Genomic DNA, 24,803 nt, shown 5'->3' with positions numbered 1-24,803 from the left:
GCTCCTCAGGTGTGATCGGTGGTGGACTCGTCGAGACCGGCGAGCCCACCGAGGGTGGCGGGGGTCGCGATCAGCCGTTCCGCGGGCGCGTACGGCTGATCGCGGGCCACGAGACAGTGCACGGCGGGCCCGCACATCCGGCCCTGGCACCACCCCATGCCGGCCCTGGTCAACTGTTTGACTTGCCGGTGGTCGGATGCCGATCCGTCGGCGGAAGCGGCCCGGACCGCCCCTGCGGTGACCTCTTCGCACCGGCAGACCAGCGTGTCGTCGGTCAGCCACGAGGACCAGGCCGTTGGCAGGGGGTGCGCCTGTGCCATCGCACGGGCGAAGGCACGGTGCCTGGCCACCGCGGCACGTTTCGCGGCCAGGCGCCGGACGTTCGGTAGGCCGGGCGACCGGAGGTCGGTGAGCACCGACACGGCGGCGATCGCGCCCTCGCTCACCGCGAGCACGGCCCCGCCCACGCCGCAGGTCTCGCCCGCCGCGTAGAGCCCGGGCACACCGGTGCGCTGTCCGTCGTCGACGGCGGCGGCCATGGTGCCGTCGCCCGCGTCGGCGAGGTCGCAGCCGAGGGGGATGAGGAGGTCGAGCTGGGGTGCGAAGCCCCAGCCGACGCCCACGGTGTCGGCCTCGATCCGGCGCTCTGTACCCGGGAGCGTGCTGCCGTCGGCATCCAGGGAGGCGACGCGCACCATGGCGACCCTCCCGTCTCCTTCGGCGCCGACGATCGCGGTGCGGGTACGGACCGGGACGCGGTGCCGGGCGAGCGTGCCCGCGTACCGCGCGGCCTCAACCCACTTGGCGGGGTTGCGCAACAGCGGTACGGGGTGTCGCAGCCAGGCCGAGGGCGCAGCCGCCTCGCACACGGCGACGACCTCGGCCCCGCGTGCGGCGAGGGCCGCGGCGACCGGCAGCAGGAAGGGTCCCGTACCGCCGAGCACCACCCGGCGGCCGGCGGCGACTCCCCCGCCTTTGAGCAGCGACTGGAGACCCCCGATGGTGAGCACGCCGGGCAGGTCCCAGCCGGGGAAGGGAAGTTGGCGGTCGTAGGCGCCGGTCGCCACCAGCAGTGCTGGTGCGCGCAGCACTACGGCGGTCTCCTCGGGCGCCCGGCTCCGGTCCATGGCGTGGACGGCGAACCCGTCGCCCTCACGGGCCGTGGTCCACACGTGGTGGTTCAACAGCAGCGTGAGCCGGCCGGTGCGCGCGTGGGCGGACAGTGTCGCGCACAGCGCCCGGTACGTGGGCAGTCCGTGGTGCAGATCCGTGGTCGGGATGGCGTGGCGCGCCTGTTGCGGGGGGTGGCGCCAGAACTGGCCGCCCGGGGCGGCGCCCGAGTCGACGAGAAGGACACGCAATCCGCCGTCCAGGGCGGTGGCGGCAGCCGCCATGCCGGCCGGGCCGGCGCCCACCACCACGAGGTCACCGGATTCACTCATCGTCGCCCTCCCCGGTCGTGATGGCCATGCCCGTGCGGGCCTGCACGAGGCAGGCGCGTTGCCCGCCCGTTCCGTCGATGGTCACCAGACAGTCGAAACAGACGCCGATCCCGCAGAAGACCCCGCGGGGCCGCTGTCCGAGCCGGGTGGTCCTCCAGGCGACCCGGCCCGAGGCGACGAGTGCGGCGGCCAGGGTCTGTCCTGGTACGAACGGCAGCGGTTCGCCGTCCACGGTGAACTCGCTCACTTCGGCATACCTCCGGTGGTGAGGAATCGGTCGGGCAGGAGGCCGGTGTGGGCGGCCGGATCGGCGCCCCGCCAGGGGCGGCCGAGCAGGTGAGCGGTGACCAGAGCGCCGGTTCCCGGAGCGAGACCGATACCGGCGCCCTCGTGGCCGCACGCGTGGACGACGCCGGGCACGCGGGGGTCCGGACCGATGACCGGCAGGTGGTCCGGGCAGTACGGCCGGAAGCCCCGGTAGGCGCGGATCAGATGGGCGGCGCGCAGGAACGGGAACAGACGGCACGCCTGGGCGGCGAGCGCGGCGACCACGGCCGGGTTCATGGCGGTGTCGAAGCCGACGCGCTCTCGGCTGGCGCCGATCAGAATGGTTCCCGCCCGGGTGCCCTCGACGACGCACGAGGTCTCCAGCCCCGCGTCGCAGGATGCGACGTTGGCGACGTAGTCGGCGGAGTAGACCTTGTGCCGGATCGTGGGCGGCAGCGGCTCGGTGACGAGGACGAAGCCCCGGCGCGGCAGGATCTCGACGGGTGCGCCGAGTCGGCGGCCGACTTCGCCGCCCCAGGTCCCCGCAGCGTTCACCACGGCGTCGGCGGCCAGCACGGTGCCGTCAGCGGTGCGGACTCCGGCGATCCGGCCGTCGGGTCCGGTGATTGCGGCGATGGCTTCGCCGGTGTGCACCCGTGCGCCGCGCCGGACTGCGGCGCGCAGCAGTCCGGCTGCCGCGAGGACGGGCTGTACCTGGGCGTCCTGCGGGTAGTGGACGCCGCCGGGAAGTCCGGGCGCGATGTGCGGTTCGAGATCGCGGACGCGTTCGACGGGTTCGGTGCGGACGCCAACTGCCGCCTGGCTCGCGGCGAACGCGTGCAGGGCGGTGAGGGCGTCGGGTGTGCTCGCGACGACCAGGCCGCCCTTGGCTTCCAGTTCGATGGTGTCCGGGCCGAGTTCCTCGCCGGCCTCGTCCCACAGATCACGGCTGAGCCGGGCCAGTTCCATTTCGGGTCCCGGTTCCTTGTCGGAGAGGAGTATGTTGCCCTCCCCCCGACTGGTCGTGCCGGCGCCGACGGGCCCCCGGTCGAGAACCGTGACGTCGAGGCCCGCCGCGGCGGCGTGGAACGCGCACGCAGCGCCCACGATGCCCGCGCCCACGACAACGACTTTCATAGCCACCCCCTCAGTGCAATGTCACATGCTATAGCTAGGCTATACATCGGAGTGATGCGAAGACAACGCCGCCGACCGGGTGATCTTCGCCCCGGTGCCCGACGACGGCGCACTGCCCACCGTGCACACAGGGAGATGAATCGTTGTGAACCTGACCGGACACTCGATCCTGGCCGGCCGTGACGCCCCCGGTACGGGGGCCGCCTGGCACGCGATCGCCGCCGCGACCGGCGAGCCGATCGGCCCTCCGCTCCGGGACGCGTCGGCGGAGCAGATCGCCGAGGCGGCCCGGCTCGCCGAGGCTGACGCCCGCGCCTTCCGCGCCCTGCCGACGGAGCGCCGGGCGGGCTTCCTCGACGCCTGCGCGGAAGAGATCGAAGCGCTCGGCGACGCCCTTCTGGAACGTGCGGCCCGCGAGACCGGGCTCTCTTCGGTCAGGCTGGCCGGTGAACGGGAGCGGACCTGCGGGCAACTGCGCCTGTTCGCCGATCTGGTCAGAAGTGGAACCGCGCTCGGTGCACGGATCGACTCCGGGGCCTCCCGGACGGATGTACGGCTGCGCCGGATTCCCGTCGGTCCGGTAGCGGTCTTCGGCGCGAGCAACTTCCCGCTGGCGTTCTCGGTCGCGGGCGGAGACACCGTGTCCGCACTGGCCGCCGGCTGCCCCGTGGTGGCCAAGGCACACCCGTCCCACCCGGGCACCAGCGAGGCGGTGGCCCGCGCCGTCACGACGGCCGCCGCGCGCACAGGTGTGCCGGCCGGTGTGTTCTCGCTACTGGTGGGCCGGGGCAACGAGGTCGGTCTCGCCCTGGTCGGTGATCCACGGATCGCTGCCGTGGGCTTCACCGGCTCCCGGGCCGGTGGGCTGGCGCTGGTCGCCGCCGCGCAGTCCCGCCCGGCGCCCGTCCCGGTCCACGCCGAGATGTCCGCAGTCAATCCCGTGATCGTGCTCGACGGGGCCCTCGCCGAGCCGGGACCGGCGGCCGAGGGATACGTGGCGTCGCTGACCAGCGGCGCGGGGCAGTTCTGCACGAACCCCGGCCTCCTGCTGCTGCCGGCCGGGCCGACGGGCGAAGCCTTCCTCGCCGCCGTGACTCAGGCCGTGTCGAGTACGGAGGGCCAGGTCATGCTCACCCCGGGAATCACCCGGGCGTACACAGAGGGGGTACAACGGTGGGCGGCTGTCGAAGGGGTGCGGGAGGTGGCCCGGGGCACAGCCGGGGACGGCCCGTACGCGCCCGCCCCCGTGGTCCTCGAATGCGACGCGGCCACGTACACCGCACACGAGGATCTCACCGGCGAGGTCTTCGGCGCCGCGGGGCTCATCGTGCGCTGGTCCGGGACGGAAGAACTCCTCTCCCTGCTGGAGAATCTGGAGGGGCAGCTGACAGCCACCCTGCAGGGAACTGACGCCGACCTGGCCACGGCCCTGCGACTCCTGCCCGTGCTGGAGGAGCGGGCGGGCCGCATCCTGTGGGGCGGCTGGCCCACCGGGGTCGAGGTCTGCCACGCGATGGTGCACGGGGGGCCGTGGCCCGCGACGAGTTCACCCGGAACCACGAGCGTCGGCACCCTCGCCATCGAGCGCTGGCTGCGCCCGGTCTGCTACCAGTCCTTTCCCGACCCCTTCCTGCCCCCCGAACTCCGCGACGACAACCCCCTGCGGGTCCCCCGCCTCATGAACGGCGCCCACCTGCCCGGGTAAGCCAGCAGACCGCCCGCGCCCGTCAACTGCAGGCCCCGGCCTGGGCCCATCCCAACAACCCATCGGTCAGCCGGTCGTCCGCCGCTGTCGTTGGCTGCGGCTCAGGCTTCTGGACCGCCTCGGCCTCGGTCATGTTCGTACAGGTCGTCGGTGAAAGCGAGAGCCGGCTTCGGACGAGAGGGCGATCTGAGCCGATGTCCCGTCGCGTCCGTACCCGCGCGCGGAGTCAGAAGCTCTCTTTCCCTCGGTTGCGTTCGACCCAATGCCTGTAGTCGCGTTGTTGCGCAGTCCTCTGCTCTGCGGTGTAGCCGTGCGCGGTGCCGAGCGTGTCCGACACGTCGTCGATCACGGAGGCTTCCCCGTCGGCGGACCAGAAGAAGGAGCCGGTCCGACGGACCAGAACATCGCTCACTGTCATGGCCATTTCGCGGTGCACGGCGTATTCGATCTCGGCCTGGGTGAGGACGGAGTGACCGATCGTTGCGCCGTCCTTCGGTACCCGTGCCGCAGCGTCGGCCAGTTCGACGGCATTGCCGCCGTAGCGGCGAAGCCATCGTTGCCTGGTCTCTGGTGTGACGGGAGCCGAGGCCACGTCCTGTCGTGCGCGGAAGATCTCGCTCGACCCGGCTACTACGACACACCCGCTGAAACCGCTGCCAGACTCCGCGCGGTTGGACACCAGGAGCCGTGACCTGACGAGAGTTTGGCTGGGTGGCGACCCACCCGTTACCAGCGCCTATCAGAGTGGAAGGGCCTCATCAACCACGGTCTTCAGGTCTGCCGGCAGATCAGGTGAGTCCCGCCAGTTCTGGGCGATCAGCAAGAGCGCGACCCATGCGTCACGCGCTTCAGCGTTCGACTGCCCGGAAAAAACCGCGTCCAGCACCCGCCTGGCAAGACCGTCGACAACCGCATACAGGGCATTCGAGACCTTGCTCACGTCGTCCAGAGGCGAGCCCGCAGCATGAGACGGTGCACCGTCGAGCCGGATGGTGGCTGAGGCAGCCGAGTACGTCCTTCCATGGAGGAAGTCACGAAGACTGCCAATTTGATGACGCGACGGCAGAGGCGGCAGATCAGGACTCTGAGGCACACCGTCACCCTATGTGAAGCGGGACCGTCGCTAACGTCCCTCACACAGCAGCGAAGCCCTGAACGGCAACGACCTACCCGCCCGCGCGGTGGGTGAGTTCGTCTCAAACGGCTTGGACGCCCTCGCGGGTTCAACGTGCCCAGCTCGCATAGCGCCTGGAGCTCATCGGCGCGGACGGCGATCCGGGCTGCCTCGCGCAGTTCGGTTTCCCGGGCGGCGCCTGCGGCGTCGGCGGCGAGCTCGGCCTGAGCCGGGGCGGCCAGGGCGTGGTCATCAGGGCCTCGCATTCATAGTGCGGATTCGAGAGCGGGCCGCCGCAGAAATCCGTGCCCCTGGGCGGAGGACGCGGCACGCGCTCGCGGAAAACAGAAACTGATTCACCTGATGCCTCGTCTTGGGGGGCGAGGCCAAGCAGATGGGAAGCCATGGTGAAGCGGGCGGACAGCGGTGCGATGTCGACGGTGAAGGCAGCAGCACCCCGGTGGGCGCGGCGCCGGGCGGGGTGGTGGGAGGGGGGCGCGAGGGGCCGGCCGGCCTGGACGCGGGAGCGGGTCCTCGCCGCGCTTGCGGTGCTGACGGCCGGGCTTCTTGCGTTCCACCGGGTCGTCCCCAACTCCGTGGGCCGCTTGGGCAGTTCACTGGAAGTCTTCTTGCCTTGGCTCGGCCTGGTGGTCGCAGTGCTGCTCAGCCTGGCGCTGCTGTTTCGTTCGGCCACGGCGCTGGTGGCCTTGCTACTGCCCGTGGCGGTCTGGACGTACCTCTTCGGCGGGCTGCTCCTGCCCGTGGCGGAGCCCGGCGCGCACGACCTCGTCGTGGTGCAGCACAATGTCAGCGACGAGAACACCGACCCGGTGGGCACGGCCCGCGCCCTGGCTGACGCCGAGCCCGATCTCATCGCGCTGGAGGAGCTGGTGCCCCCGGCGCTGCCGGTCTACGAGAAGACTCTCGCCCCGGACTACCCGTACCACGCAGTCCGAGGCACCGTCGGACTCTGGTCGAAGCATCCGCTCACAGATGCCCGGCTGCTGGACATCAAACCCCAGGGGATCGCGGAGGCCTGGAGTCGCGGGCTGCGGACCGTGGTCCACACCCCGCACGGCGAGATCGCGGCGTACGTCGCACACCTGCCCTCGGTCCGCGTCCGGGCGAGCGGCCTCGCATCCTCCTGGCGCGACGAAAGCGCCGGCCTGCTGGGCAAGGCCATCGCCGCCGAGAAGCTGAAAACGGTGATCCTGCTGGGCGACCTCAACAGCACGGTCGATGACCGTGGGCTGGCCCCGCTGACCTCACGGATGAACGTGGCGGAACGGGGCTTCGCCTTCAGCTTCCCCGCCGCCTTCCCGCTGGCCCGGATCGACCAGGTCATGGCCCGCTCGGCGACCGTCGGCCACATCCGCACCTTGCCCGCCACCGGCAGCGACCACCTGCCGGTTGCCGCCCGGATCACATGGGGCTGAAGGAACGGACTCGGTGACAACAAGTCTGCGTATGTGAAAACCAGCGTGCTTCGGCACACGAATACGTTTTATAGCAGGCCATGAATTCGACCGTGTCAGAACTCGAAATCTATCGACTGAACGTCCGTAAAATGCGCGACCAGCCCATCGCACTGGGAACCCCAGTCCGTGAGATAGGACTCGGTGATGGCCTTGGCGACGATCGGATACAAGTCCTCCCCCGTCGCACCGGCGTCTTGGAGCTGGAAGATCTGCTTCGCGTAGGTGGGTGAGATCGCGGTGGTGACGTGCCGTACACGGCCGTCGTCAAAGGACCGGGAGGCGGTGAACCCGAAGTGGGCGACGACGCGCACCATCATGCCGCCAGAGGCGGACGCCTGCTCCCTTGCCTGCGCTCTGACCTGCGGTTGCCACTCGGATTCGGTCGCCTCCACCAGCGCGGCCTGGAGCCGCTTCTGCGGCTTCGCCAGCCGGAACGGTAGCGCTCCACCGTCCGTGTCGAGACCCCCGGGCGCTCCGCCAGGTTCCGCGCTGAGTCCTTCGTTCGCGTGAGAAGGAATTTCACCTGAGCCTTTGCCGATTTCGGCGCGGGCCGGGTGAAAACCTTCCGCTCCGCCCGTGCGAGGGCCTCCAGAACCTTGCCGCGTCGCGGGGCCGGCTGCTGTTGCTCGTGATCGCCCATGCCTCCAGAGACCACGGATCACCTGTGGAAAGATTCCGAAGTCCGCGCAGGTGGCGACGTGCTGTCAGCATTGTGAAGAAGCATCACAGTTGGCAGATCGGCATGCTTGTTGGCAAACGTCACTGATGTTGCTCTGCGTTACGGGCACACGACGGCAGGTGCTAATGAGACGCCAAAGCCGTGTCGGTCATCCGTCGTACCCTGTTTGTGACGTGCTCGGCACCGGCCTGCGGTCCACACACCGATAGCGTCGGACCCATGATCGTATGGCTCAACGGCACCCACGGCGCAGGCAAGACGACGACCAGTGCACTCGTGCAGCAGCTGATTCCGGATTCACGGGTGTTCGACGCCGAGAAGGTCGGCGAGACACTCATGGACATCACGCCGGAGCTGCCCTGGACGGGCAACTTCCAGCACTGGCCGCCGTGGCGGCCGCTCGTCGTCGAGACCGCCCGCCGCGTACTCGACTACACCGGCGGCACTCTGGTGATGCCCATGACTGTTCTGGTCGAGCAGTACTGGCGCGAGATCAGCTCGGGCCTTGCCCAGCATGACATTCCAGTACGGCACTTCGTCCTCCATGCCGACCAGGACACCCTTCGCGGGCGGATCGCGGGCGACACCGTTCTCGGCCCCAACTCTCCGTTCCGTCTGAAATACCTTGAGCCCTACGCTGAGGCGGCCCGGACATGGCTGCACGACGAGGCCGAGGTCGTCGACACCACGTACCTCACGCCCGCCCAGGCCGCTCTGCAGATCGCGGAGGCTGTCAAGGGCTGAAGCTTGCTTCCGCCCGACACGCGTTAACCGGCATGCAGGAAGGTGGGCGGCGTACCCGACAGCCGGCCACCCTGGTGTTGCCTATCCGGAGAAGTCGCATAGCCCTTTGCCCTGACTTTTGAGAACGTCGGCGGCCATGGCGGGCACGTCCCCGACTACCTGGGCGCCTCCAGGTCAGCCCGCCGTCCATCTCCAAAGCGATCGCGTACCTCGAGAGCCAGGGCTTCGTCCGCCGGGAGCGCGACGAACGCCGTCGCGAGCGCTACATCGTCGACGACGACATCTGGTACCAGTCGATGATGGCCACCGCCCGGTCCACCGCCCACCTCGTCGAGACCGCACGGCAGGGCGTCGGCGTCCTCGGCCCCGGCACCGCCGCCGCTGCCCGCCTCGAGAACGTCGCCCGCTTCCTCGAATTCGTCTCCGAAAGCCTCGCCCGCGCCGCGGATCAGGCCCGCGACGTCCTCTACACGAAACCCGAAACGACCTCAGACGGCGCCACCTGAGCCACGTTTTGATCGTGGAGGGGCAGCCGCCTCGCCTTGACGGATTCAAGGAAAACATCTTGACGGTTTTTTTGAGCCAAACCGGCCCGAACCTTTGGTGGCGCCTTCCGAGGCCTCCGGCCGGGAAGGACGGCGGGCCCAGCCGCGGATCCTTGCGGACCTGACGCCTCTCCAGCTTCAGCGCGCCCGTCTGCGGGCCGAGCACGTCCGGGAGGCGGTCACCGGTTTTCGGGACGGCCACCCGGCCAGGGCCAGGCCGGGCGAGCCGCGGCCAGCGCGTCCGTCAGCTCCGTCCGGTCCGCACGACACTGATGCAGCGCCGCAAGGCCAAGGCGGAAGAACTGGCCGGCTTGGACCCGCCGGAGGCCGAGCTGCTCGGCTTGCAGCGCATGAGCGAACGGACGCTGATCCGCTTGTCGGCGCCGCACCGGCTGAGTCCGTAACGACTGCGGCCCCCGCCAGTGGCGGGGCCGCAGTCGCTCTTGGAGTGAGGTTTCCACCGTGGCAGTCGCCCCCCGGTTTCCCCCGAAGGCTGGCGCCGCGGTGAACGGAATCGATGGAGAGCGCCCCCAGACGGATTCAGCCGACCTGTCTGGGACCAGTTCTCCTCTCGGGGTGATCTACTCCGCCCATTGCTCGACTGAGAGGGCCCAGCGAACCGTCGAGGGGGCCGATACCCGCACGGTGCCTTCGCTGCGCGCTCTTTTTAGATGGATTTCGTTGTAGATGCTGCTGACTTCCTCGTTCACGCAGTTCAGAGGAAAGGAGAGCCCCACAGGGTCGACGGTGACGTTAAGGATTCCCTTGCCTTGGCAATTGACCTGGATGGCCAGCGTTCCCGCGCCGATTTCCTTGGTCAGAGGAAGTTCAGCATTCCCTTGCTTGGACGCGACGGACAACAGAACCTGCCCGTCATTGACAGGCTTGGGCGCCCGGGAAACCGTCTCGCCTTCGATGTGCTCGGCCCGGTCACTAATCCGGGAGGGGCTGGGCCGTGCAGATCGCGAGGTGGTTGGTTCGGTTGCTGAGGGCTCCTTCTCCCCGCTGCATCCAGCCAGCGCCAGCGCGGTCATGACAGTCGCAGCGAGGCAGGAAGAAACACGGGCAGGAACCGGAAAGCTCAGCCCTCCCACAGGGCCCACCCCACCTTCATGGGTGTGTAGCTGGTATTGGTCTTTACCGACAACGTCTTGCAGTTGCTGTAGATCTTGTAGCTCGTGCCGGTGTTCTTGAGCCGGTAGACGCCGTACCTGGCGTTCGTCGTCGTCTTCGGCGGTGTGTCCACCGAGATCTGGTTGCCCATCTTCGCTGTCAGCTTGGCGCTCAGGTTGACGTCGTACTTGCCCTCGATCTTCGCGATCAACACGTCGACGCCGGGCGTCAGGCCTGCCGTGACGCTGACTCCGACTTCACCGGTGACCTCGGAGGTGAACGTCCAACGCGCGGTGCGTGATGTCGCGTTGTAGTTGGCGTTCGTCGGCCCCACACCCTTGTGGTACTTGGCGCCTTTGGTCTTGGGTGTGTAGACGGCCTGCGTCGGACCGCATTGCTCCCCGTTCGTCGTGTTCCCCGCCTTGCCCGGTGAAATAGTCTCCTCCGGCTCGGGCTCGGGATCCGTGGCGTCGACCAGATCGCTTTCTTCCGGCTCCATCGGCGGAGCGGTGCCCACCGGCTCCGGGTCATCGGCAGAAACAGCCGATGCCGGCTGCGCGTACGCGGGCGCCGTCGCTGTCCCGGCGAGTACAGCGAACGCGATGACGGAACCTACTGATCCCCGTCTGATGATGCTCACGAGGCACCTTTCCCCTAGGCGTCCCCCGTCAGGACGGCATGGCCTCATTAAGTCATACACGTGATCGAAAACCTTAGAGTCACCACAAAGAACTGATCGCAACTTGAGGATGGAAGCCCTCGTTCCGCACGAGGTATCACCTGCGTCACTCGAACACGGCAGCTGTAGTTCTTGATCGGTAGGGCGTTGCTGCTGGTCAGGTCGTTGCGGTAGCGGTGGTGTTGTTCCATCGGTGGCGGGTTTCGGCAGCTCGGCGTTGTCTCCAGCAGCCACGGCGCCCTGGAGGCCAGTCCGACGCCGTCCTCCTCCTCCTCGTCGGTGAAGCAGGTGATGTTGTAGCCCTTGAACGGCGACTCACCGTGGATCCTGGTGGCCGGCATCGCGGCGGGACCGTGACGGACGATGAACAGCGGGTTGCCCGAGGCCAACTGCCGGGTCAGCAGCCGGCCCCACGTCGGCGTCCCACGCCAGGTCCGCCATCGGACCGTGACCGCCCGGCAGGTAGACCGCGTCGTAGTCCTCCAGGCGCACGTCCGACAGCTGCAGCGGTCGACGCATCACCTCCGCGGAACGGATGATGGCCTCCAGCTCCAGGGCGCTGTCGTTTCCGCCGACCATCTCGGGGCGCAGGCTCATCATGTCGACGGTCGGCGTCACACCGTTCGGCGTCGCGACGACGACCCCGTGACCGGCGTCCGTGAGGATCTCGTACGGGTTCGCGAACTCCTCGGCCCAGTAGCCGGTCGCGTGCCGCGTGCCGTCCTTCAACACTCAGCAGGTGGCTCCGCTGACGATGAAAAGCACCTCTGCCATGGGAGAAATCCCCTCTCGGGCGCATGCCAGGAGCGGGTTCGGCGGGATGCCCCACGAAACCGGCCCGCCCCGCCGGTTTTCTCCCCCCTTCCCACGCAACCACGCTAGGCAGCTGCGCCGACCGCGCGCAACCCGGTGCTTCGTCGGCGGCCTTGGACGCGTATCGCGCCGTCGGCGGTGGCGCCCTCGGCCACGGACGCATCCGGTCACATGTCCAGGACCACGTCGGCCGGGGGCGTCGAACAGCAGATGAGCGCGCTTCCTCCGGCGGGGGGCTCCAGGGGCTGCGGGGCGTACTCGACGTGGCCGGAGAGAAGCGCGGTCTCGCAGGTGTGACAGATTCCGGTGCGACAGGACCAGCGCACGGGCACGTCGCACGCCTCGGCGAGTCCGAGCAGCGTCCCGTAGTCAGGGTGCCAGGGGACGATCAGCCCGCTGCGCGCGAAGGCTACGGACGGCCCCGGGCGGCCGCCGGGAGGAGCGGCCGGCTGGTGCGGCGCCCGGACGGATCCGGTCACCACACCGGGGGTGACGGCGGACGTGGCCCCGAAGACCTCGGTGTGGATCCGGGAGGACGGCAGGCCGCAGGCATCCAGGGCTCCGGTCATGTCCCGCATGAACGCGCTCGGCCCGCAGATGTAGGCGTCGGCGTCCGGAAGCGGCTCCAGGCTGCGGATCCGCTCGGGACTGAAGCGCCCACTGACCGTGTAGTCGACACCTGGGCGGTCGACGCCGGACGGACGGCTGTAGGAGACGAACGACCGGCCTGCGGGCAGCTGGGAGAGCAGTGCGCGCACTTCGCCGGCGAACGGGTGGTTCTCGCCGTCCCGGGCCGCGTGCAGCCACCACACCGCACCGCCGATCTCGTAGCGGTCACCGATGCACACCTCGTCGTCGGCGAGTCCGTCCACAGTGAGGTTCTCGCCGAACTGGCCGTACGTAAAGTCGTCCCGCTTCAGGTACTCCTGCCAATGGCGATAGGAGCTCAACTGTTGAAGTGCTCTCCCGGCTGAAGCCGGGAGATTCCTGCTTACCTTGCGGTAGCGGGCTTGACGCGCTGCGCGCGCCTGACGACTGCCCTCCCGGCAGCCGGGATGAGCGCGAGGCCCATCCGGTACAGGTGCAAGACGTTGTGGGCTGCGTTGTGGTCGGCGTTGCCCGACCAGCCGCAGTCCGGGTTCTTACACACGAACACGGCCTGGCTCTCCCGGCTGCCGGGCGTGGTGATGCCGCACGCCGAGCAGCGTTGGGAAGTTCCGGGGGCGGGGACCTTGTGCAGGGTGCCCCCCAGCCTGGCGGTCTTGTACGTCAGCATGGTGACCGTCCGGCCCCACGCCTCCCCGCTGATGGAGCGGTTCAGCCCAGATTTCTGGGCGACGTTCTTCCCCGGCTCTTCGATGGTTCCTCTGGCGGATTTGACCATGTTCGTGATGGTGAGTGCTTCGACCACGACCGTGCCGTAGGTGCGGGCGATGGCGGTGGTCGTCCGGTGCTGCCAGTCCAGGGCCCGGCGCTTGGCTTTCGCGCGGAGTCCTGCGATCTGGTCGTAGGTGCGGTGCAGTCGGCGGCTGGTGCGCTCGCCGGGCTTGCGGTGCTGCTTACGCCGGGCGGCGCGCTGATCCAGATGCAGGAGCTTGGCCTTCTCCTTCTCCGTCAGCCACTCGCCGTGCTCATACGTCTGCCCGTCCGACAGGGCGATGGGCACGTTGACGCCCACGTCGATGCCGACTTCCGGCCCCTGGTGGGGCTCGGGCCCGGCCTCCAAGGTCTGGACACGGAAGGTGATGTGCCAGCCGAGCACATCCTTGACCAGCCGGGCCCCGGTGATCCGGTTCTCCGTGGTGGCGTGCTTGCCCACGGGCAGGTCCTTGGTCCAGCGGAAGCGGACCCGGCCCACCTTGGGAAGGTTGACCTGCCCCCACCGGCGATGCACGCGGGTGATGTTCAGGTCGCGGCCCTGCGGGATGTCCACGGACATCACCGTGCGAAGACGGCCCTTGAAGTTCGGGGCGTCGGCGCGGCCCTCCCAGCAGTTCTTCCACGCCCGGACATACGTCTTGAGCACCGCTTGCGCGGCCTGCGCGGGAAGGACGGCCAGGAAGTCGATGTCCTCGCGGGCCTGCCGGATCGCGGCATCCGCGTTGGCGAGAGTCCGCTTCTCCTTCGGCATCATCTGCCACCAGGCGTGCAGCAGGTTCCACAGGGTGCGGGCCGCGTGCGCCTGGTCATCGGTCTTCAACACTTCGGCGTGCGACAGTGCAAGCCGGGCACGGTGCCCGAACTGCCGCTTCACCAGGGTGTCTTGACTCACGATCGAAAACCTAACATTGGTTTATGTCGCCACGCTGGAACCCAAATCCCAATGTCAGAACCGGTCGCCATGTTGTCTACAACCTGCACGTTCACTTGGTTTTTGTTACGAAGTACCGGCGGAACGCGTTCACCGACGCCATGCTGACCCGCACCGAGGAGATCATGCGGGAGGTCTGCGCCGACTTCGAGGCCGAACTGAAGCAGTTCAACGGAGAACAGGACCACGTCCACCTGCTCGTGCACTACCCGCCGAAAGTCCAGCTCTCCAAGCTGGTCAACTCCCTCAAGGGCGTCAGCTCCCGGCGGCTCCGCCAGGAGTACACCACGCATGTCCGCCGGCACCTGTGGGACGGACACTTCTGGTCCGGCTCCTACTTCGCAGGATCATGCGGCGGGGCACCCCTGACCGTCGTCAAGCAGTACATCGAAAACCAGCAGCGCCCCGCCTGACCGTCACCCCGGAGACGAAGAGCACTCCGGCACTCCGCGCCTCCGAGCCAAAGATGGCCTTCACCCCCGACCTGAAGGGCGGAACACTGGCCAAGATCAGAGGTAGACCAGCACGGCACGCTGCTCGCCGCCGTGCCCGGCGAGGTCACCCTGCCCGTCGCCGTCCAGGTTGAGGCGGCGCGCCATCACGGGCCCGGCGACGGGGTGCTTCCAGATGCCGGTGCGGGTGGTCCTGCCGTGCCAGGGGACGTCCTTGGGCATGCCGACGTTCACGGCGATCAGAGCGGCCATGACCTGTGCTCCTCCCGCGCTCGACAGGCCGGTGTCTCCAGCGTCGTACGGTCGGCCGCCGACCGCACCCGAAGAGCTCTACGCGGCGCCGGGGCTCGGCGACACGTAGAGTGAGAGCCGGTGGGCGCCGTCGCCGCGTGTGGCCCGCCGTGAGCCGGAGACTTCCAGCGCGAGAAACCTCAGCTTGGACATACCCATGAGCTCGGAGAAGAAGGTGGCAATCGTCACCGGTGCTTCACAAGGCATCGGCGCGGCCGTCGCCGACGCGTACCGCAGGCGCGGGCACGCCGTCGTCGTGACCGCCCGGTCCATCCCCTCGTCGCACGATCCGGACGTACTCGCCGTGCCCGGCGACCTGAGCCGGCCCGGTACCGGTGCGCAGATCGTCGAGCAGGCGCTGGACCGCTTCGGCCGGATCGACACGCTGGTGAACAACGCCGGCGTCTACCGGGAGAAACCGTTCACCGACTACACCGACGCCGACTACGACCTGGTGACCGGCGTCAACCTGCGCGGCTTCTTCGACGTCACGCGCAGCACCATCCCCGCGATGCTCGCGGGCGGCGACGGCGGGCACGTCCTGTGCGTGTCGACGTCACTGGTCGACCGCGCCAACGCGCGCATACCCGCGGCGCTCGCCTCGCTGACCAAAGGCGGCCTGGTCGCGGCGACGAAGGAGCTGGCCATCGAATACGCGGCGCGCCGCATCCGCGCCAACGCCGTCTCACTCGGCGTCATCCGCACGCCGATGCACCCGGATGACCCGGGCGGCACGCTCGCCGCGCTGCACCCGCTCGGGCGGATGGGCGAGATCGACGACGTCGTCGAGGCGATCATGTACCTCGAACAGGCCTCGTTCGTCACCGGCGAGATCTTGCACGTCGACGGCGGCCAGAGCGCCGGCTTCTGAAAGTACCGGGATCGGGAGTGATCGACCTATGCGCACTCGCAAGCAGTTGGATCCGCTCGGGGCTGTCGGTGCGGGTCTGGCGGCGGGAGTGATCGGCACCGTCTGCATGGACACCGTGCGGTTCCTGCGCCAGCGCCGGGCCGGCGGCGAACACAACGCCCTGCGCTGGGAGTTCGCCCCGGTCCGCACCTGGCAGGAGGCGCCGGATCCCGGGCAGGTCGGAAAGCGCCTGGCCGAGGTCTTCACCCTGCGCGAGCTGCCGGACAGCGCGGCGTTCCCCGTCAGCACGTTCATGCACTGGGCCAGAGAGAGCCCGTTGCGATGAGAGGCGCACGGCGGGTTCGGCGAGAGGTCCGGAGAAACGGACCGGGAGCAATCCCGGCACCGCGCTCCGGGCCTACTCAGCGGAGTCGGAGGTGATGGTGCGGAACAAACTGGGGACGGACCGCGACGACACCCCAAGTAGCTCTGCGTAGTGTCTCCGTGGTATCCGGCCACGGAGGCTCCGCAAAAACCCGTTTGGCGGACGAGGGGCGACCACTGCTACATTTCCGGAGGCCGTGCGAGAGATCGAGGAGGTGGTACCCATGAACGCAGTATCGACATGGGTGCTCCCCTCCGGGGTCACGGTCGGGCGATAGACAGGTCGTCCGGGAGCGCCGTTCCAGTGCACTCCCGAAAGGCACGACCATGCGTTTCACTTCCGAGCAGCGCCTCGACGACGGCGTCCTCGAACGCGAATTCACCCTCGGCGAGATCCCCGGCATCCTGTGGACACCCGCATCGGCATCCGCATCCGCACCGGCGCCGCTGATCCTGCTCGGCCACCCTCCTCTCGGGCTGCGCAAGATGTACCCCCGACTGGTGGCCCGGGCCCGGCACTCCGCGGCGGAGGGCTTCGCCACGGCCACCATCGAGCTCCCCGGAAGCGGCGACCGGCCCCGTTGGCCCGCCGCCGAGCAGGCCCGCGCCGACCTGCGCCGGGCGATGGAGGCCGGTGAGCCGGTCAGCGACGAGATCGTCGACGCCCTCATCCTCCCGCTGGTCGAAAAGGCGGTCCCGGAATGGCAGGCGGCCCTGGACGCCCTCCTTTCGCTGCCCGAGATCGGCGGCCCCGTCGGGTACTCGGGGGGAGTGATCTCCATCGGCATCCGGCTTTCGGTGGTCGAGCCGCGCATCGTGGCCGCCGGTTTCTTCGCCGGGAGTTTCGTGCCTCGCGCCATGTTCGAGGAGGCCCGGCAGGTCACTATTCCGCTGCATGTCCTGCTGCAGTGGGACGACGAAGGGAACGACCGGCAGACTGCCCTGAACCTGTTCGACGCCTTCGGCTCCAAGGAGAAGTCCCTGCACGCCAACATGGGCGGGCACACCGGCGTCCCGCAGTTCGCGGGGGAGGCCGCGGCCCAGTTCTTCACCCGACATCTGAAGTGAGGCCGGGCCGTCGGACCGGCAGCAGACGGTAGCTGATGTCGGCCGGCATGCCACTCATCGAGGAAAGGTCCCGGCCCTCCGCAGCTCTCCACACCGTGGGCCCCTGCTGAACTCTCGGCAGGGGCCCGTGCCGCCTGAAGTCATGAACTGTTCGATTTCTGCAGGGCTTCGAGTGCTGCCCAAACTCCGGAGCTGGCGGGGTGTGGCCAGACGCAGCTGAGCGAGGGTGAGCAGGACCTCGCCGCTGATGTCCGCTCCGGCCTTCGTCGCCGCGGTCTTCCGGGGCCGAGACGCTTCTCCAGGTACATCAGTACTGGGAGAAGAGGAGATGGCGGCGGTGTCCGCGCGGCATCAACCTCTCACCGCCGGCGGAGTGTGTGAACTACTACTGTTCGACCGCTGACTTTCCGTCATTTGTATCTGGAGAACGGCCGAGTTCATGACGGGCTGGCCCCGCCCTTGCCACGATGGCGTCATGGACACCACAGCGGAACAGACCGAGCCGCTGCTGCGGATCACCGTGGCCGATGACCCGAACGCGCTGCAGTCGCTGCTCGACTGGCTGCGGCATGAGGACGAGCTCCGCGGGCGGCTGCGCCTGGAACCCTCCTCCGGTGGGACTGGCGGCGAGATGGGCGGTCTGCACGAGGTGCTCACCATCGCGATGGGCTCCGGCGGGGCGGGGGCGGCGCTCGCCCGCTCGCTGTCCACATGGCTCACTCGCCGGTGAGAGTCCTGAGCTCGCCCGCGCTACCCACCTTGAGTACGTGGACCTCGGCTCGGGCCACTGGCCGATGGCTACCCGCCCCCGCGAACTCGCCCGCGTCCTGGCAATGGCCGCCGACTCCTAGCGGTGCCGGGTTGGGCGGTCAGGTAGCGCTCGGTAGTGGTCTGCCGCCTCGGATCCGCAGCCTGCCCAACCCGCCATGGCACCGGCAGCCGGGCGGGGACGAAATGCCGCACGGGTACTCCGGATGCCGAATGAAGCCTCAGCGCCGCGCGTGGCGGATTATCAACCGTCCGAATTCCATGGCCCCAGAGATTCGGATCTTCGGCCCACCGGGGCGGGAACGTCGCCGGGTCTTGTAGTGCAGGTCCTTCCATCCCGTGCGCAGACCCTCGACGTCAACGACCGCGTCGCGAGGCACTGTGATCTTGGCCCCGCCGGCGCCGAGTAGCAGCTCGATATCGACAACCGGATGCTCGATGACCGCCCGGGACAGATCCAGGCGCACCCTTCCGAATGCGGACTCCACCTTGAGGATCCGAGGTACCCGCCATACGCCGCGCCGCTGGATCCGTCCGCCAGCGGCGGAGATCGTTGACGTGGCGTCCGGACTCCCCTCCGGGAGCGAGGCCATAGCCGACGCGAGCTCGCTATGCGTATGTGCGGTGAGCACCTGGTCGAGACGTTCGTCCATCTCTTCGTGCGAGATGCGCTCAGAGGCGTATGCCTCCTGCAGGCGCTGCACGGCCGTCTCGCGGTCGTCTTCGCTGAGCAGTGGCAACCGATCTTCCTGCGGAGAGGTCACCGTTTCACTCTAGTGCCGCCCCGACGATGTGAACGTGCCAAGGTCCGGAGCGGGCAAGGCATCTGATGAAGAGGCCGACCGCTCACCACCATGGCCTTGGTCGCTCAACCCGGCGAACCTATGCGGTCACAGCACTAGCTTGACTCTGAAGCTCCTATAGATCGTCAAGCTGGGTCGCGGTGTCCATAGGATGCGTTCGTGGCTCGGTTTGATGAGGGTAAGGCGACGTTCTGGGGTGAGGGCCTGTACGGGGTCCAGCGACCATTGGCCGACGCGGTCGTTGTGGCGTTTCCGACCGACGTGCCGACGTCGTGGAGCGAGAACCATTGCACCCACGTCAATGGGCACGACGTCAAGCCGGCCGCGCCAGGCGGGCCGTCAGAACACGGGCCCGGGCCTGCTGGACCGCCCCCGCCTGGGAGGCGGCGAAGCGGAGCAGGCCCGGGGGCGTCCGCAGGTGCAGCGTGTCGGTGACGACGCAGCCGGCCTCATGGCGGTCGATGGTGAAGCGGTAGCTCATGCGGACCCGGCCGGGGCTGCGGACCTCGCCGGATATCTCGGCGGACTGCGGAAGACCGTCCGAGACGGCGACGAGCGTGACGTCGATGATGTTGTCGTGCCGTAGGACGCCGAGGAACCGGAAGCGCTCCACGGCCGTGTAGTGCACGGTCCCGCCGCTGCGGCGGACGTCGCGGACGGCGACGAGGAGCGGCGACAGGCCGACGTAGTGCGACGGTTCGGCCAAGTGCGCGAAGACCTCCTCAGGCGGCGCTGTGATCCGGAACGTGTGTTTCAGCTCGGCGGACGGCACCTCGGACCCTCCTCGATACGGTGTGGTGGCACGGTGATCCTCCCATCGCGGGCGCTCGTAAAGGTCGTTGAGCCCTCGCCCCAAGAGAAGATCCCTGTGCCTGAGTTGAGGGCACCCGAGTAGGGGCCCACATGCTCTTCACACGCGATCAGTGCGCAACAACGGCCTTGCGCACCCTCAATACGACCTGACGAGACCCCAGCTCAGGGCCAAGCTGTACAGCATCACGAACCCTATGAGCCCCAGAGGAAAATAGAACAAAAGCCGCGCGTGCTCCGTCCCCAGGTGTCCGGCCCCGCGATGGTGGCTCGCTTGCGCGGGAGCGCCGGATCATAGCAGATACGAACTGGCGTGCCCTCCTCGTACCCGAAGGCGCCCGGCCGATCCTTGAACTCGACGGTCTCGCCTTCCGGCGTACGGAAGGAGAAGGTGAACTCGGCGCGAGTGCTGCTGCCGGCGCTCACAGACCGGATCAGCTCGCGTTTCACGCACCGCCCCTGGGTCCGCTCGCCGCGCAGCACCAGCCAGATCACGATGACCGTCCGGTGCAAGAACAGGGCGACGCCCGTCGCGCAGGCCAGACCAGCGGCCAGGGCGCCAATCTCCGTCGTCGACACGCCGCCGCCCTTCGCCTTCTTCAGCGCAACACTATCGATGATGTCCAAGACGCCATCGGTCGGTGTCCTTCTTCGAGTTCATCGTGATCAGGTACGGGCGCTACTCGGAGAGTTCCGGTGAGAGCGGCTGTATCGGAGCCAGTGACGTTGCCGGACCAGGACTCTGCGGATGCCGACTAACCTCAATACCAGTGACTTAAGGGATCACGTCCCAGCTTCGTGGGACCTTCGTCGGTGGGTTGATTGAGGCTGTGCGCCAGTGCGGGGCGATGGCGACGGCCTCGGCCGGGCTCCGGTCGGGTTGCGGAGGGTGTCGATGTTCGTCGCGTTTGACGCCGAAGCCGGACATCTTGCTTTTGATGACGCGGGGGTTGAAGCGTCTACGGCGGGCGGGCAGCAGGTGCCGGGTTATCTCCCGCAGACCTTCGGCGAGGGCTGTGGCCAGGTGGTCAGGGGGAAAAGGCCGCCTGCGCGGTGACCTGGCGGCGGGCGAGGCGGAGGCTACGGGTGAAGGAGAGCCGGTCGGCGTCGAGTTGGGCGGCGTCCGCGGTGTCGTGCATCAGGCTCCGAATGGCGTAGTGGACCAGCAGGTGGCCCCAGACTTCCTGCTCGACGCCGTCGGGCGAGCGGGAGCGCAGGACCTGGCCGGGACCGCGCTGGTGGGTCTTCAGCTCGTCCAGCGTGGTCTCGATCTCCCACCGCTCGTGATAGAGGGCGGCCAGGTCGGCGGCCGGGGCGGCCTCGGGGTCGAGGATCGTGGTGATCAGCCGGTAGGGGGCATCCTGTTCGGGAAAGCCTGTGCCGTGAAGTGTGTACTCGACGACCCGCACGGTCGTGGGGTCGGCGCGCTTACGGTCCTTCGCGACGACGATCTCCGACAGATAAGAGCCGTCGGGAAGTTCCTCGCACACCGGCAGGATCTGATGCGAGCGGATCCGCCACAGCAGGTCCGCGCCGCCGGCCGAGGCCGCCCGCCACAGCTCCACCCCGGTGAACCCACGGTCGGCCAGCAACAGATCCCCCTCGTCGAGATGACCGAACAGCCCACGAGCCAGGGCCGGTTCGGAGGACGACAGCGGCCCCAGGGCGGCGGCGGTGATGGCGTGGGTGCCACACTCGGCCAGCGCCACCATCCGCACCTGCGGATACGCGCACCGCTCGGTGCGATGGGTCTTCGGCCGCCCGAAATGCGCGGCGTTCTGCTCGCTGTCCGGCACATCGAAGACCGTGCCGTCGATCGCCACCAGCCGCCACCGCCCATACCGGGCACCCCGGGTCTCCTCGGTCGCCAACGGCCGGGCAACCTCGGCGAACAGCGCCTTCAAAGGCTCCGGCCCCAGCTTCACCCGCGCCCGCGAGATCGCCGCCGTACTCGGCACCTGCCACGAGCCCGACCAACGCTTCGCCCAGGTCAGACCCTGCGTGAGCAGCCGCGCGACCTCCTCATAGCCCTGCCCCGAGAACAGGCACATCGCCAGCACGAAATAGACCACCACCCGCGGCGGCAGCAGCCGAGTGCGCAGGCCAGAACGGCCGCACTCGGCGACCACCCGGTCCACCAGCTGCGGCGGAAACGTGCGTGTCAGCAGCCCGACCGCGATCCGGTCCGACAACCGCTCATCCGTCTCCGGCTTGACCTGCCCAGGTCGTGGCATCCAGGCACCTCCTGGATGCCAGGCTACCAGCCGAGGCCCTTAAGTCACTGGTATTGCGACTAACCTCGATCTTTCGTGATTGGTCGTCAGCTTCGGCTGGCGGCCAATGCGTCGTTGTGGAGCGTGTGCGGGCATACAGGTAGGCCCGATCGTCGCATCGGGTGGGCGCCGGATTCCACGGTTCCGGTCGGTGGCTCTTCTGCTCGTCGGGACGGGTTGTTGCTGGTCAGCGTGGGTTCGGGAGGGTGTCGAGCCGTCTGATCGCGTCTGTGATCACGTCGGTCCATGGCCAGTGGTGGGCGAATCGCAGGAGCCGTTGGCGGGCGGTGGTGATGAGTTGGGCAGCGGCGGAGAACAGCCGCAACCGCAGGCGGCGGGGCTCCCAGAGGCGGGGTTTGCCGGTCAAAGCGAGCATCGGCATCCAGGCGAGCAGGTCGAGGGCGAGCTGGACGATCTCCAGCCAGATCCGGTTCTGTGCGGTCTCGTGCAGGGGCAGGTTCCGCAGGCCGGTGGCCCGTGCGTTCCGAATGCGGTCCTCTGCCCTCGCCCGTCGGCGGTGCCTCAGTTCCAGGTCCGTGATCTTCCCGCCCGTCGTATTGGTGGCGAAGCAGGTGAGCCGCAGGCCGTCGGCGTCGGTGAAGCGCAACTGGGCGCCGGGGTGGGGCCGTTCCTTGCGGACGATCAGCCGCATTCCCTTCGGCCAGCCCTTGAGTGTGTCGCCGTCGAGTTCGGCGGTCCAGGCGCCGTCGCGGATCTCGCCGCCCGGCTCGACCGCTGGTGTCCAGGCGGAGGCCGGGACCTTCAACACGGCCTGATGAATCTGCTCAGTGATGGTCATCCCGACCGAGTACGACAGCCACCGGCCCCGTTTCGTGAGCCAGGCGAGGAACTCATGGGTGCCGCCCGCGGAGTCGGTACGGATGAGTGTGGACCGGCCGCGCCGGTGACGCTTGGGGAGCTGGGCCAAAGCGAGTTGAGTGGCACCCCACCTGACCTGCACTGACGCGCTAACTCACCGGCATTGCAGGTCAGGAGCACTCTTCGCGTTTCCGATCACGCATCGGACACCCAGCCACGTGAAAGCCCGAGGCTAATCATCCGCCCTGATCAGGCGGCATGTTGGTACTCGCCAAGGGTTCCGCCGAGTCGATCTCGTCGGCCGATCTCCAAGTGCTTGATCTGCCCTGGTTCGGCGGTCGGTGTGGGCAGCGGGCGGAGCGGAGCGGCTTGCCCCAGGGCCCGGTGGGGGCGATGGCCGTTGTAAAACGACTCGAACTCGCGCAGGGCATGGAGTAGGTGCCGCTGGTCCCATATGAAGGTGCGGTCCAGCAGCTCACGTCGACAGGTTTGTATCCATCGCTCCGTGATCGAATTCATCCGCCACATCCGGATACCGCTGAGGACGACCTCCAGCCCGGCGTCGGCCATCACGGCGTCGAAGGCCTTGGTGAACGTGGAGTCCCGGTCGCGGATCAAGACCTTGGCTGTGCTGCCTGCTTCCTGGAGATCCATGGCCCGCGTTTTCGGGGTGTCCGCCAGCCGCAGCACCCTGCTGCGGCTGGTCCACGCATTGACCGACCCACAGACACCATGCCCATAGATGGTTGGTGTCGATGGGTACGCCACCCGCAAGGGCCGCCGCTACGGCACCATTCTGGTGGACGCGGAATCTCGCTGTCCCGTCGATCTGCTGCCCGGCCGGAAGGCGTCGGCGGCCTGACCACCACACCAAGGGTGTCCGTCCAAGCGGGACAAGTTCAGCTCGGACCCTGCTTGCCATCCGAGGGAGGCCGGGCCCTTGCGTGTACGTGCGCTGTGTCGCGCTCAGCGGTGCGGTGACCGTCGGACAGACAGGACCGCGACGTCGTCGTGCTGGCCGCCTTCTCCGGCGAACGCACGCGCGTCGTCGTAGAGGGCGCGCGGCAGCTCGGTGGGAGAGAGCGACGCGCGCTCGTTGAGGCGTTCGGTGACGGGGTAGAACGTGCCGTCGGCGGCGCGGGTCTCGGTGAGCCCATCGGTGGTCAGCAGCAACGTCGCGCCGGGCGGGAAGGAGAACCAGTCGACGGTCGCGGGTTCGGCTGTGAGTTCGGCGAGACCGAGGGGGACGCCGGAGTCGAGGGCCGGCGTGATGACGGTGGCGTCGTGCAGTAGCTGCGGCGGAATGTGCCCGCAGTTGATGACTTGTACCTCGTCGTGCGCGTCGACGTTGACGATGAGCGCTGTGACGAACCGTTCGTCGTCGCCGGTCTGTGCGGCGTAGGAGTTGTGCCGTACGACGGAGGCATCGAGGGCATCGACGAGCGCGGTCAGGGTGGGCTCCCGGTGGGCCGCTTCACGGAAGGCGCCGATGACGGCGAACGCGGCGCCGACTGCGGGCAGCCCCTTGCCCTGGACATCGCCGATCAGAACCCGGGACCCCCACGGAGAGACGACGACGTCGTAGATGTCGCCACCGACGAGCCGGTCCTCCTGCACAGGCTCGTACACGCCGTCGACCAGGACGTCGTCGGTGAGCAGAGGAAGAGGGCGCAGGATGTGGCGCTGCATCGCTGCGGCGGTGGAGCGTAGCCGCAGCATCTCGTGCTCGCGGTGGATACGATGGTGGCAGGCGTAGACGGAGGCCGCGCCCAGGGCGAGGGTGAGCAGCACCATCAGGATCGTGTTGAGCCACGAACGCCCGTCACTACTTACCAGCGCGGTGACGGTGACCACGAGCGTGGTCCACGCAGACACAAACTTCGTCTGGCGTACGGTGCACAGCGCCGACGCCGTCCCCGGCAGGAACACAAGCAGCCCCAGAAGCCATACCGGGGACCCGGACAGGGCACCGAGGGCCATCACCAGGACCGTCACTGACACCACGCCGATCACGACTTCGGCGTTGCGCGGCGGTTCGATGGCCTCGAAGCGACGCGTGAATCTCTTTGGGTGAGTACGGGGCACGGAACCTCCCGGGCAAGTGACGTGCTTCCCGTACGTTAGGCGGGCTCCGCCGCGGGCGAGCCGCGCCCCGCCGGACGATGGCCTCTGCGCGGTGAGCACCACTGCGTGCGGAGCACGGCCCTGGCACTCCCTTGGCCCGGTCGAGCTCAGGAAGAGACATCCCTCGTGGTGGG

The 24,803-nt window shown here is 68.5% G+C and carries 26 protein-coding genes and 3 pseudogenes; 10 read left to right on the top strand and 19 right to left on the bottom strand.

Annotated elements, in window-relative coordinates:
• Positions 1–5: 5 nt before the first annotated feature.
• The 3 genes from OG936_RS38810 to OG936_RS38800 are packed head-to-tail and all read right to left on the bottom strand — an operon-like array spanning position 6 to position 2,846.
• The gene (locus OG936_RS38810; protein ID WP_331755313.1) at positions 6–1,442 is read right to left on the bottom strand and encodes an FAD-dependent oxidoreductase; all 1,437 of its coding nucleotides are present in this window, start codon (positions 1,440–1,442) and stop codon (positions 6–8) included.
• Entirely contained in the window at positions 1,435–1,689 is a 255-nt protein-coding gene (locus OG936_RS38805) for a (2Fe-2S)-binding protein (protein ID WP_331755312.1), read from the bottom strand. Before OG936_RS38805 ends, OG936_RS38810 begins: the two co-directional genes overlap by 8 nt.
• The gene (locus tag OG936_RS38800) at positions 1,686–2,846 is read right to left on the bottom strand and encodes an FAD-dependent oxidoreductase (RefSeq protein ID WP_331755311.1); all 1,161 of its coding nucleotides are present in this window, start codon (positions 2,844–2,846) and stop codon (positions 1,686–1,688) included. The genes OG936_RS38805 and OG936_RS38800 overlap by 4 nt, the downstream gene beginning before the upstream one ends.
• A 145-nt stretch (positions 2,847–2,991) precedes the next feature.
• Between OG936_RS38800 and OG936_RS38795 the strand changes: the two genes are divergently transcribed.
• Positions 2,992–4,551 carry an aldehyde dehydrogenase (NADP(+)) gene (locus OG936_RS38795; RefSeq protein ID WP_331755310.1) on the top strand — a complete coding sequence of 520 codons (1,560 nt, stop codon included), beginning with the start codon at positions 2,992–2,994 and terminating at the stop codon, positions 4,549–4,551.
• 226 nt (positions 4,552–4,777) lie between these two features.
• Here OG936_RS38795 and OG936_RS38790 read toward each other — a convergent pair whose 3' ends face one another.
• Together OG936_RS38790 and OG936_RS38785 are read right to left on the bottom strand one after the other, a co-directional pair.
• Entirely contained in the window at positions 4,778–5,230 is a 453-nt protein-coding gene (locus tag OG936_RS38790; RefSeq protein WP_406500848.1) for a glycerol-3-phosphate dehydrogenase C-terminal domain-containing protein, read from the bottom strand.
• A 60-nt stretch (positions 5,231–5,290) separates the two neighbouring features.
• The gene (locus tag OG936_RS38785; protein WP_331755308.1) at positions 5,291–5,491 is read right to left on the bottom strand and encodes a hypothetical protein; all 201 of its coding nucleotides are present in this window, start codon (positions 5,489–5,491) and stop codon (positions 5,291–5,293) included.
• A gap of 578 nt (positions 5,492–6,069) precedes the next feature.
• Between OG936_RS38785 and OG936_RS38780 the strand changes: the two genes are divergently transcribed.
• Positions 6,070–7,101: an endonuclease/exonuclease/phosphatase family protein gene (locus OG936_RS38780; RefSeq protein ID WP_406500846.1), complete on the top strand. Its 1,032-nt coding sequence runs from the start codon at positions 6,070–6,072 to the stop codon at positions 7,099–7,101.
• 95 nt (positions 7,102–7,196) lie between these two features.
• Here the strand turns inward: OG936_RS38780 and tpg are convergent, their stop codons facing one another.
• Positions 7,197–7,535, bottom strand: coding sequence for a telomere-protecting terminal protein Tpg (gene tpg / locus OG936_RS38775; RefSeq protein ID WP_331755307.1), 339 nt, complete (start codon positions 7,533–7,535; stop codon positions 7,197–7,199).
• Positions 7,536–8,041: 506 nt separating this feature from the next.
• Here tpg and OG936_RS38770 point away from each other — a divergent pair.
• The 3 genes from OG936_RS38770 to OG936_RS38760 all read left to right on the top strand — a co-directional run bounded on the left by OG936_RS38770 (position 8,042) and on the right by OG936_RS38760 (position 9,515).
• Entirely contained in the window at positions 8,042–8,566 is a 525-nt protein-coding gene (locus OG936_RS38770; protein ID WP_331755306.1) for an ATP-binding protein, read from the top strand.
• Positions 8,567–8,865: 299 nt separating this feature from the next.
• On the top strand, positions 8,866–9,072 hold the full coding sequence (locus OG936_RS38765) for a hypothetical protein (protein WP_406500844.1): 207 nt from the start codon (positions 8,866–8,868) through the stop codon (positions 9,070–9,072).
• A 311-nt stretch (positions 9,073–9,383) separates the two neighbouring features.
• Positions 9,384–9,515 (top strand): hypothetical protein, encoded by a 132-nt coding sequence (locus tag OG936_RS38760; protein WP_331755305.1) that lies wholly within the window; start codon positions 9,384–9,386, stop codon positions 9,513–9,515.
• 177 nt (positions 9,516–9,692) lie between these two features.
• On the opposite strand, the gene OG936_RS38755 is transcribed toward OG936_RS38760, so the two are convergent.
• The 5 genes from OG936_RS38755 to OG936_RS38735 form a co-directional block, all read right to left on the bottom strand.
• Entirely contained in the window at positions 9,693–10,145 is a 453-nt protein-coding gene (locus OG936_RS38755) for a hypothetical protein (RefSeq protein WP_406500842.1), read from the bottom strand.
• A gap of 47 nt (positions 10,146–10,192) precedes the next feature.
• A complete protein-coding gene (locus OG936_RS38750) occupies positions 10,193–10,864 on the bottom strand; it encodes a hypothetical protein (protein WP_406500840.1) in 672 nt (223 codons plus the stop codon).
• 354 nt (positions 10,865–11,218) lie between these two features.
• Complete coding sequence (locus tag OG936_RS38745) at positions 11,219–11,635, bottom strand: type 1 glutamine amidotransferase domain-containing protein (RefSeq protein ID WP_331755301.1); 417 nt, start codon at positions 11,633–11,635, stop codon at positions 11,219–11,221.
• A 248-nt stretch (positions 11,636–11,883) separates the two neighbouring features.
• Complete coding sequence (locus OG936_RS38740) at positions 11,884–12,666, bottom strand: MOSC domain-containing protein (RefSeq protein WP_331755300.1); 783 nt, start codon at positions 12,664–12,666, stop codon at positions 11,884–11,886.
• Between the two features lie 41 nt (positions 12,667–12,707).
• Positions 12,708–13,988: a transposase gene (locus OG936_RS38735; RefSeq protein ID WP_331755299.1), complete on the bottom strand. Its 1,281-nt coding sequence runs from the start codon at positions 13,986–13,988 to the stop codon at positions 12,708–12,710.
• 23 nt (positions 13,989–14,011) lie between these two features.
• Between OG936_RS38735 and tnpA the strand changes: the two genes are divergently transcribed.
• Positions 14,012–14,440: an IS200/IS605 family transposase gene (gene tnpA, locus OG936_RS38730; protein WP_331755298.1), complete on the top strand. Its 429-nt coding sequence runs from the start codon at positions 14,012–14,014 to the stop codon at positions 14,438–14,440.
• 102 nt (positions 14,441–14,542) lie between these two features.
• Here tnpA and OG936_RS38725 read toward each other — a convergent pair.
• A pseudogene (locus OG936_RS38725) lies at positions 14,543–14,731 on the bottom strand (sulfurase); the annotation flags it as partial.
• 196 nt (positions 14,732–14,927) lie between these two features.
• On the opposite strand from OG936_RS38725, the gene OG936_RS38720 reads away from it, so the two are divergent.
• The 4 genes from OG936_RS38720 to OG936_RS38705 all read left to right on the top strand — a co-directional run bounded on the left by OG936_RS38720 (position 14,928) and on the right by OG936_RS38705 (position 17,802).
• Positions 14,928–15,641, top strand: coding sequence for an SDR family oxidoreductase (locus OG936_RS38720; protein WP_331755297.1), 714 nt, complete (start codon positions 14,928–14,930; stop codon positions 15,639–15,641).
• A gap of 28 nt (positions 15,642–15,669) precedes the next feature.
• Complete coding sequence (locus OG936_RS38715) at positions 15,670–15,966, top strand: hypothetical protein (RefSeq protein WP_331755296.1); 297 nt, start codon at positions 15,670–15,672, stop codon at positions 15,964–15,966.
• 365 nt (positions 15,967–16,331) lie between these two features.
• Entirely contained in the window at positions 16,332–17,072 is a 741-nt protein-coding gene (locus OG936_RS38710; RefSeq protein ID WP_331755295.1) for an alpha/beta hydrolase, read from the top strand.
• A gap of 475 nt (positions 17,073–17,547) precedes the next feature.
• Positions 17,548–17,802, top strand: coding sequence for a hypothetical protein (locus tag OG936_RS38705; RefSeq protein ID WP_406500837.1), 255 nt, complete (start codon positions 17,548–17,550; stop codon positions 17,800–17,802).
• Between the two features lie 259 nt (positions 17,803–18,061).
• On the opposite strand, the gene OG936_RS38700 is transcribed toward OG936_RS38705, so the two are convergent.
• From OG936_RS38700 to OG936_RS38670, 7 genes and pseudogenes are all read right to left on the bottom strand, one after another.
• The gene (locus OG936_RS38700; RefSeq protein WP_331755293.1) at positions 18,062–18,604 is read right to left on the bottom strand and encodes a DUF1707 domain-containing protein; all 543 of its coding nucleotides are present in this window, start codon (positions 18,602–18,604) and stop codon (positions 18,062–18,064) included.
• Between the two features lie 352 nt (positions 18,605–18,956).
• The gene (locus tag OG936_RS38695; protein ID WP_331755292.1) at positions 18,957–19,415 is read right to left on the bottom strand and encodes an SRPBCC family protein; all 459 of its coding nucleotides are present in this window, start codon (positions 19,413–19,415) and stop codon (positions 18,957–18,959) included.
• 233 nt (positions 19,416–19,648) lie between these two features.
• Positions 19,649–20,080: a DUF3592 domain-containing protein gene (locus OG936_RS38690; protein ID WP_331755291.1), complete on the bottom strand. Its 432-nt coding sequence runs from the start codon at positions 20,078–20,080 to the stop codon at positions 19,649–19,651.
• 401 nt (positions 20,081–20,481) lie between these two features.
• The gene (locus OG936_RS38685; RefSeq protein ID WP_331755290.1) at positions 20,482–21,687 is read right to left on the bottom strand and encodes an IS4 family transposase; all 1,206 of its coding nucleotides are present in this window, start codon (positions 21,685–21,687) and stop codon (positions 20,482–20,484) included.
• Between the two features lie 226 nt (positions 21,688–21,913).
• Positions 21,914–22,663: pseudogene (locus OG936_RS38680) on the bottom strand (transposase); the annotation flags it as partial.
• A 131-nt stretch (positions 22,664–22,794) separates the two neighbouring features.
• Positions 22,795–23,199, bottom strand: a pseudogene (locus OG936_RS38675) (integrase core domain-containing protein); the annotation flags it as partial.
• A 312-nt stretch (positions 23,200–23,511) separates the two neighbouring features.
• Positions 23,512–24,630: a PP2C family protein-serine/threonine phosphatase gene (locus tag OG936_RS38670; protein ID WP_331755289.1), complete on the bottom strand. Its 1,119-nt coding sequence runs from the start codon at positions 24,628–24,630 to the stop codon at positions 23,512–23,514.
• Positions 24,631–24,803 lie beyond the last annotated feature (173 nt).

The sequence above is a fragment of the Streptomyces sp. NBC_00846 genome (assembly GCF_045207325.1).
Taxonomy (GTDB): Bacteria; Actinomycetota; Actinomycetes; order Streptomycetales; family Streptomycetaceae; genus Streptomyces.
This window is presented reverse-complemented; position numbering and strand designations above follow the sequence as displayed.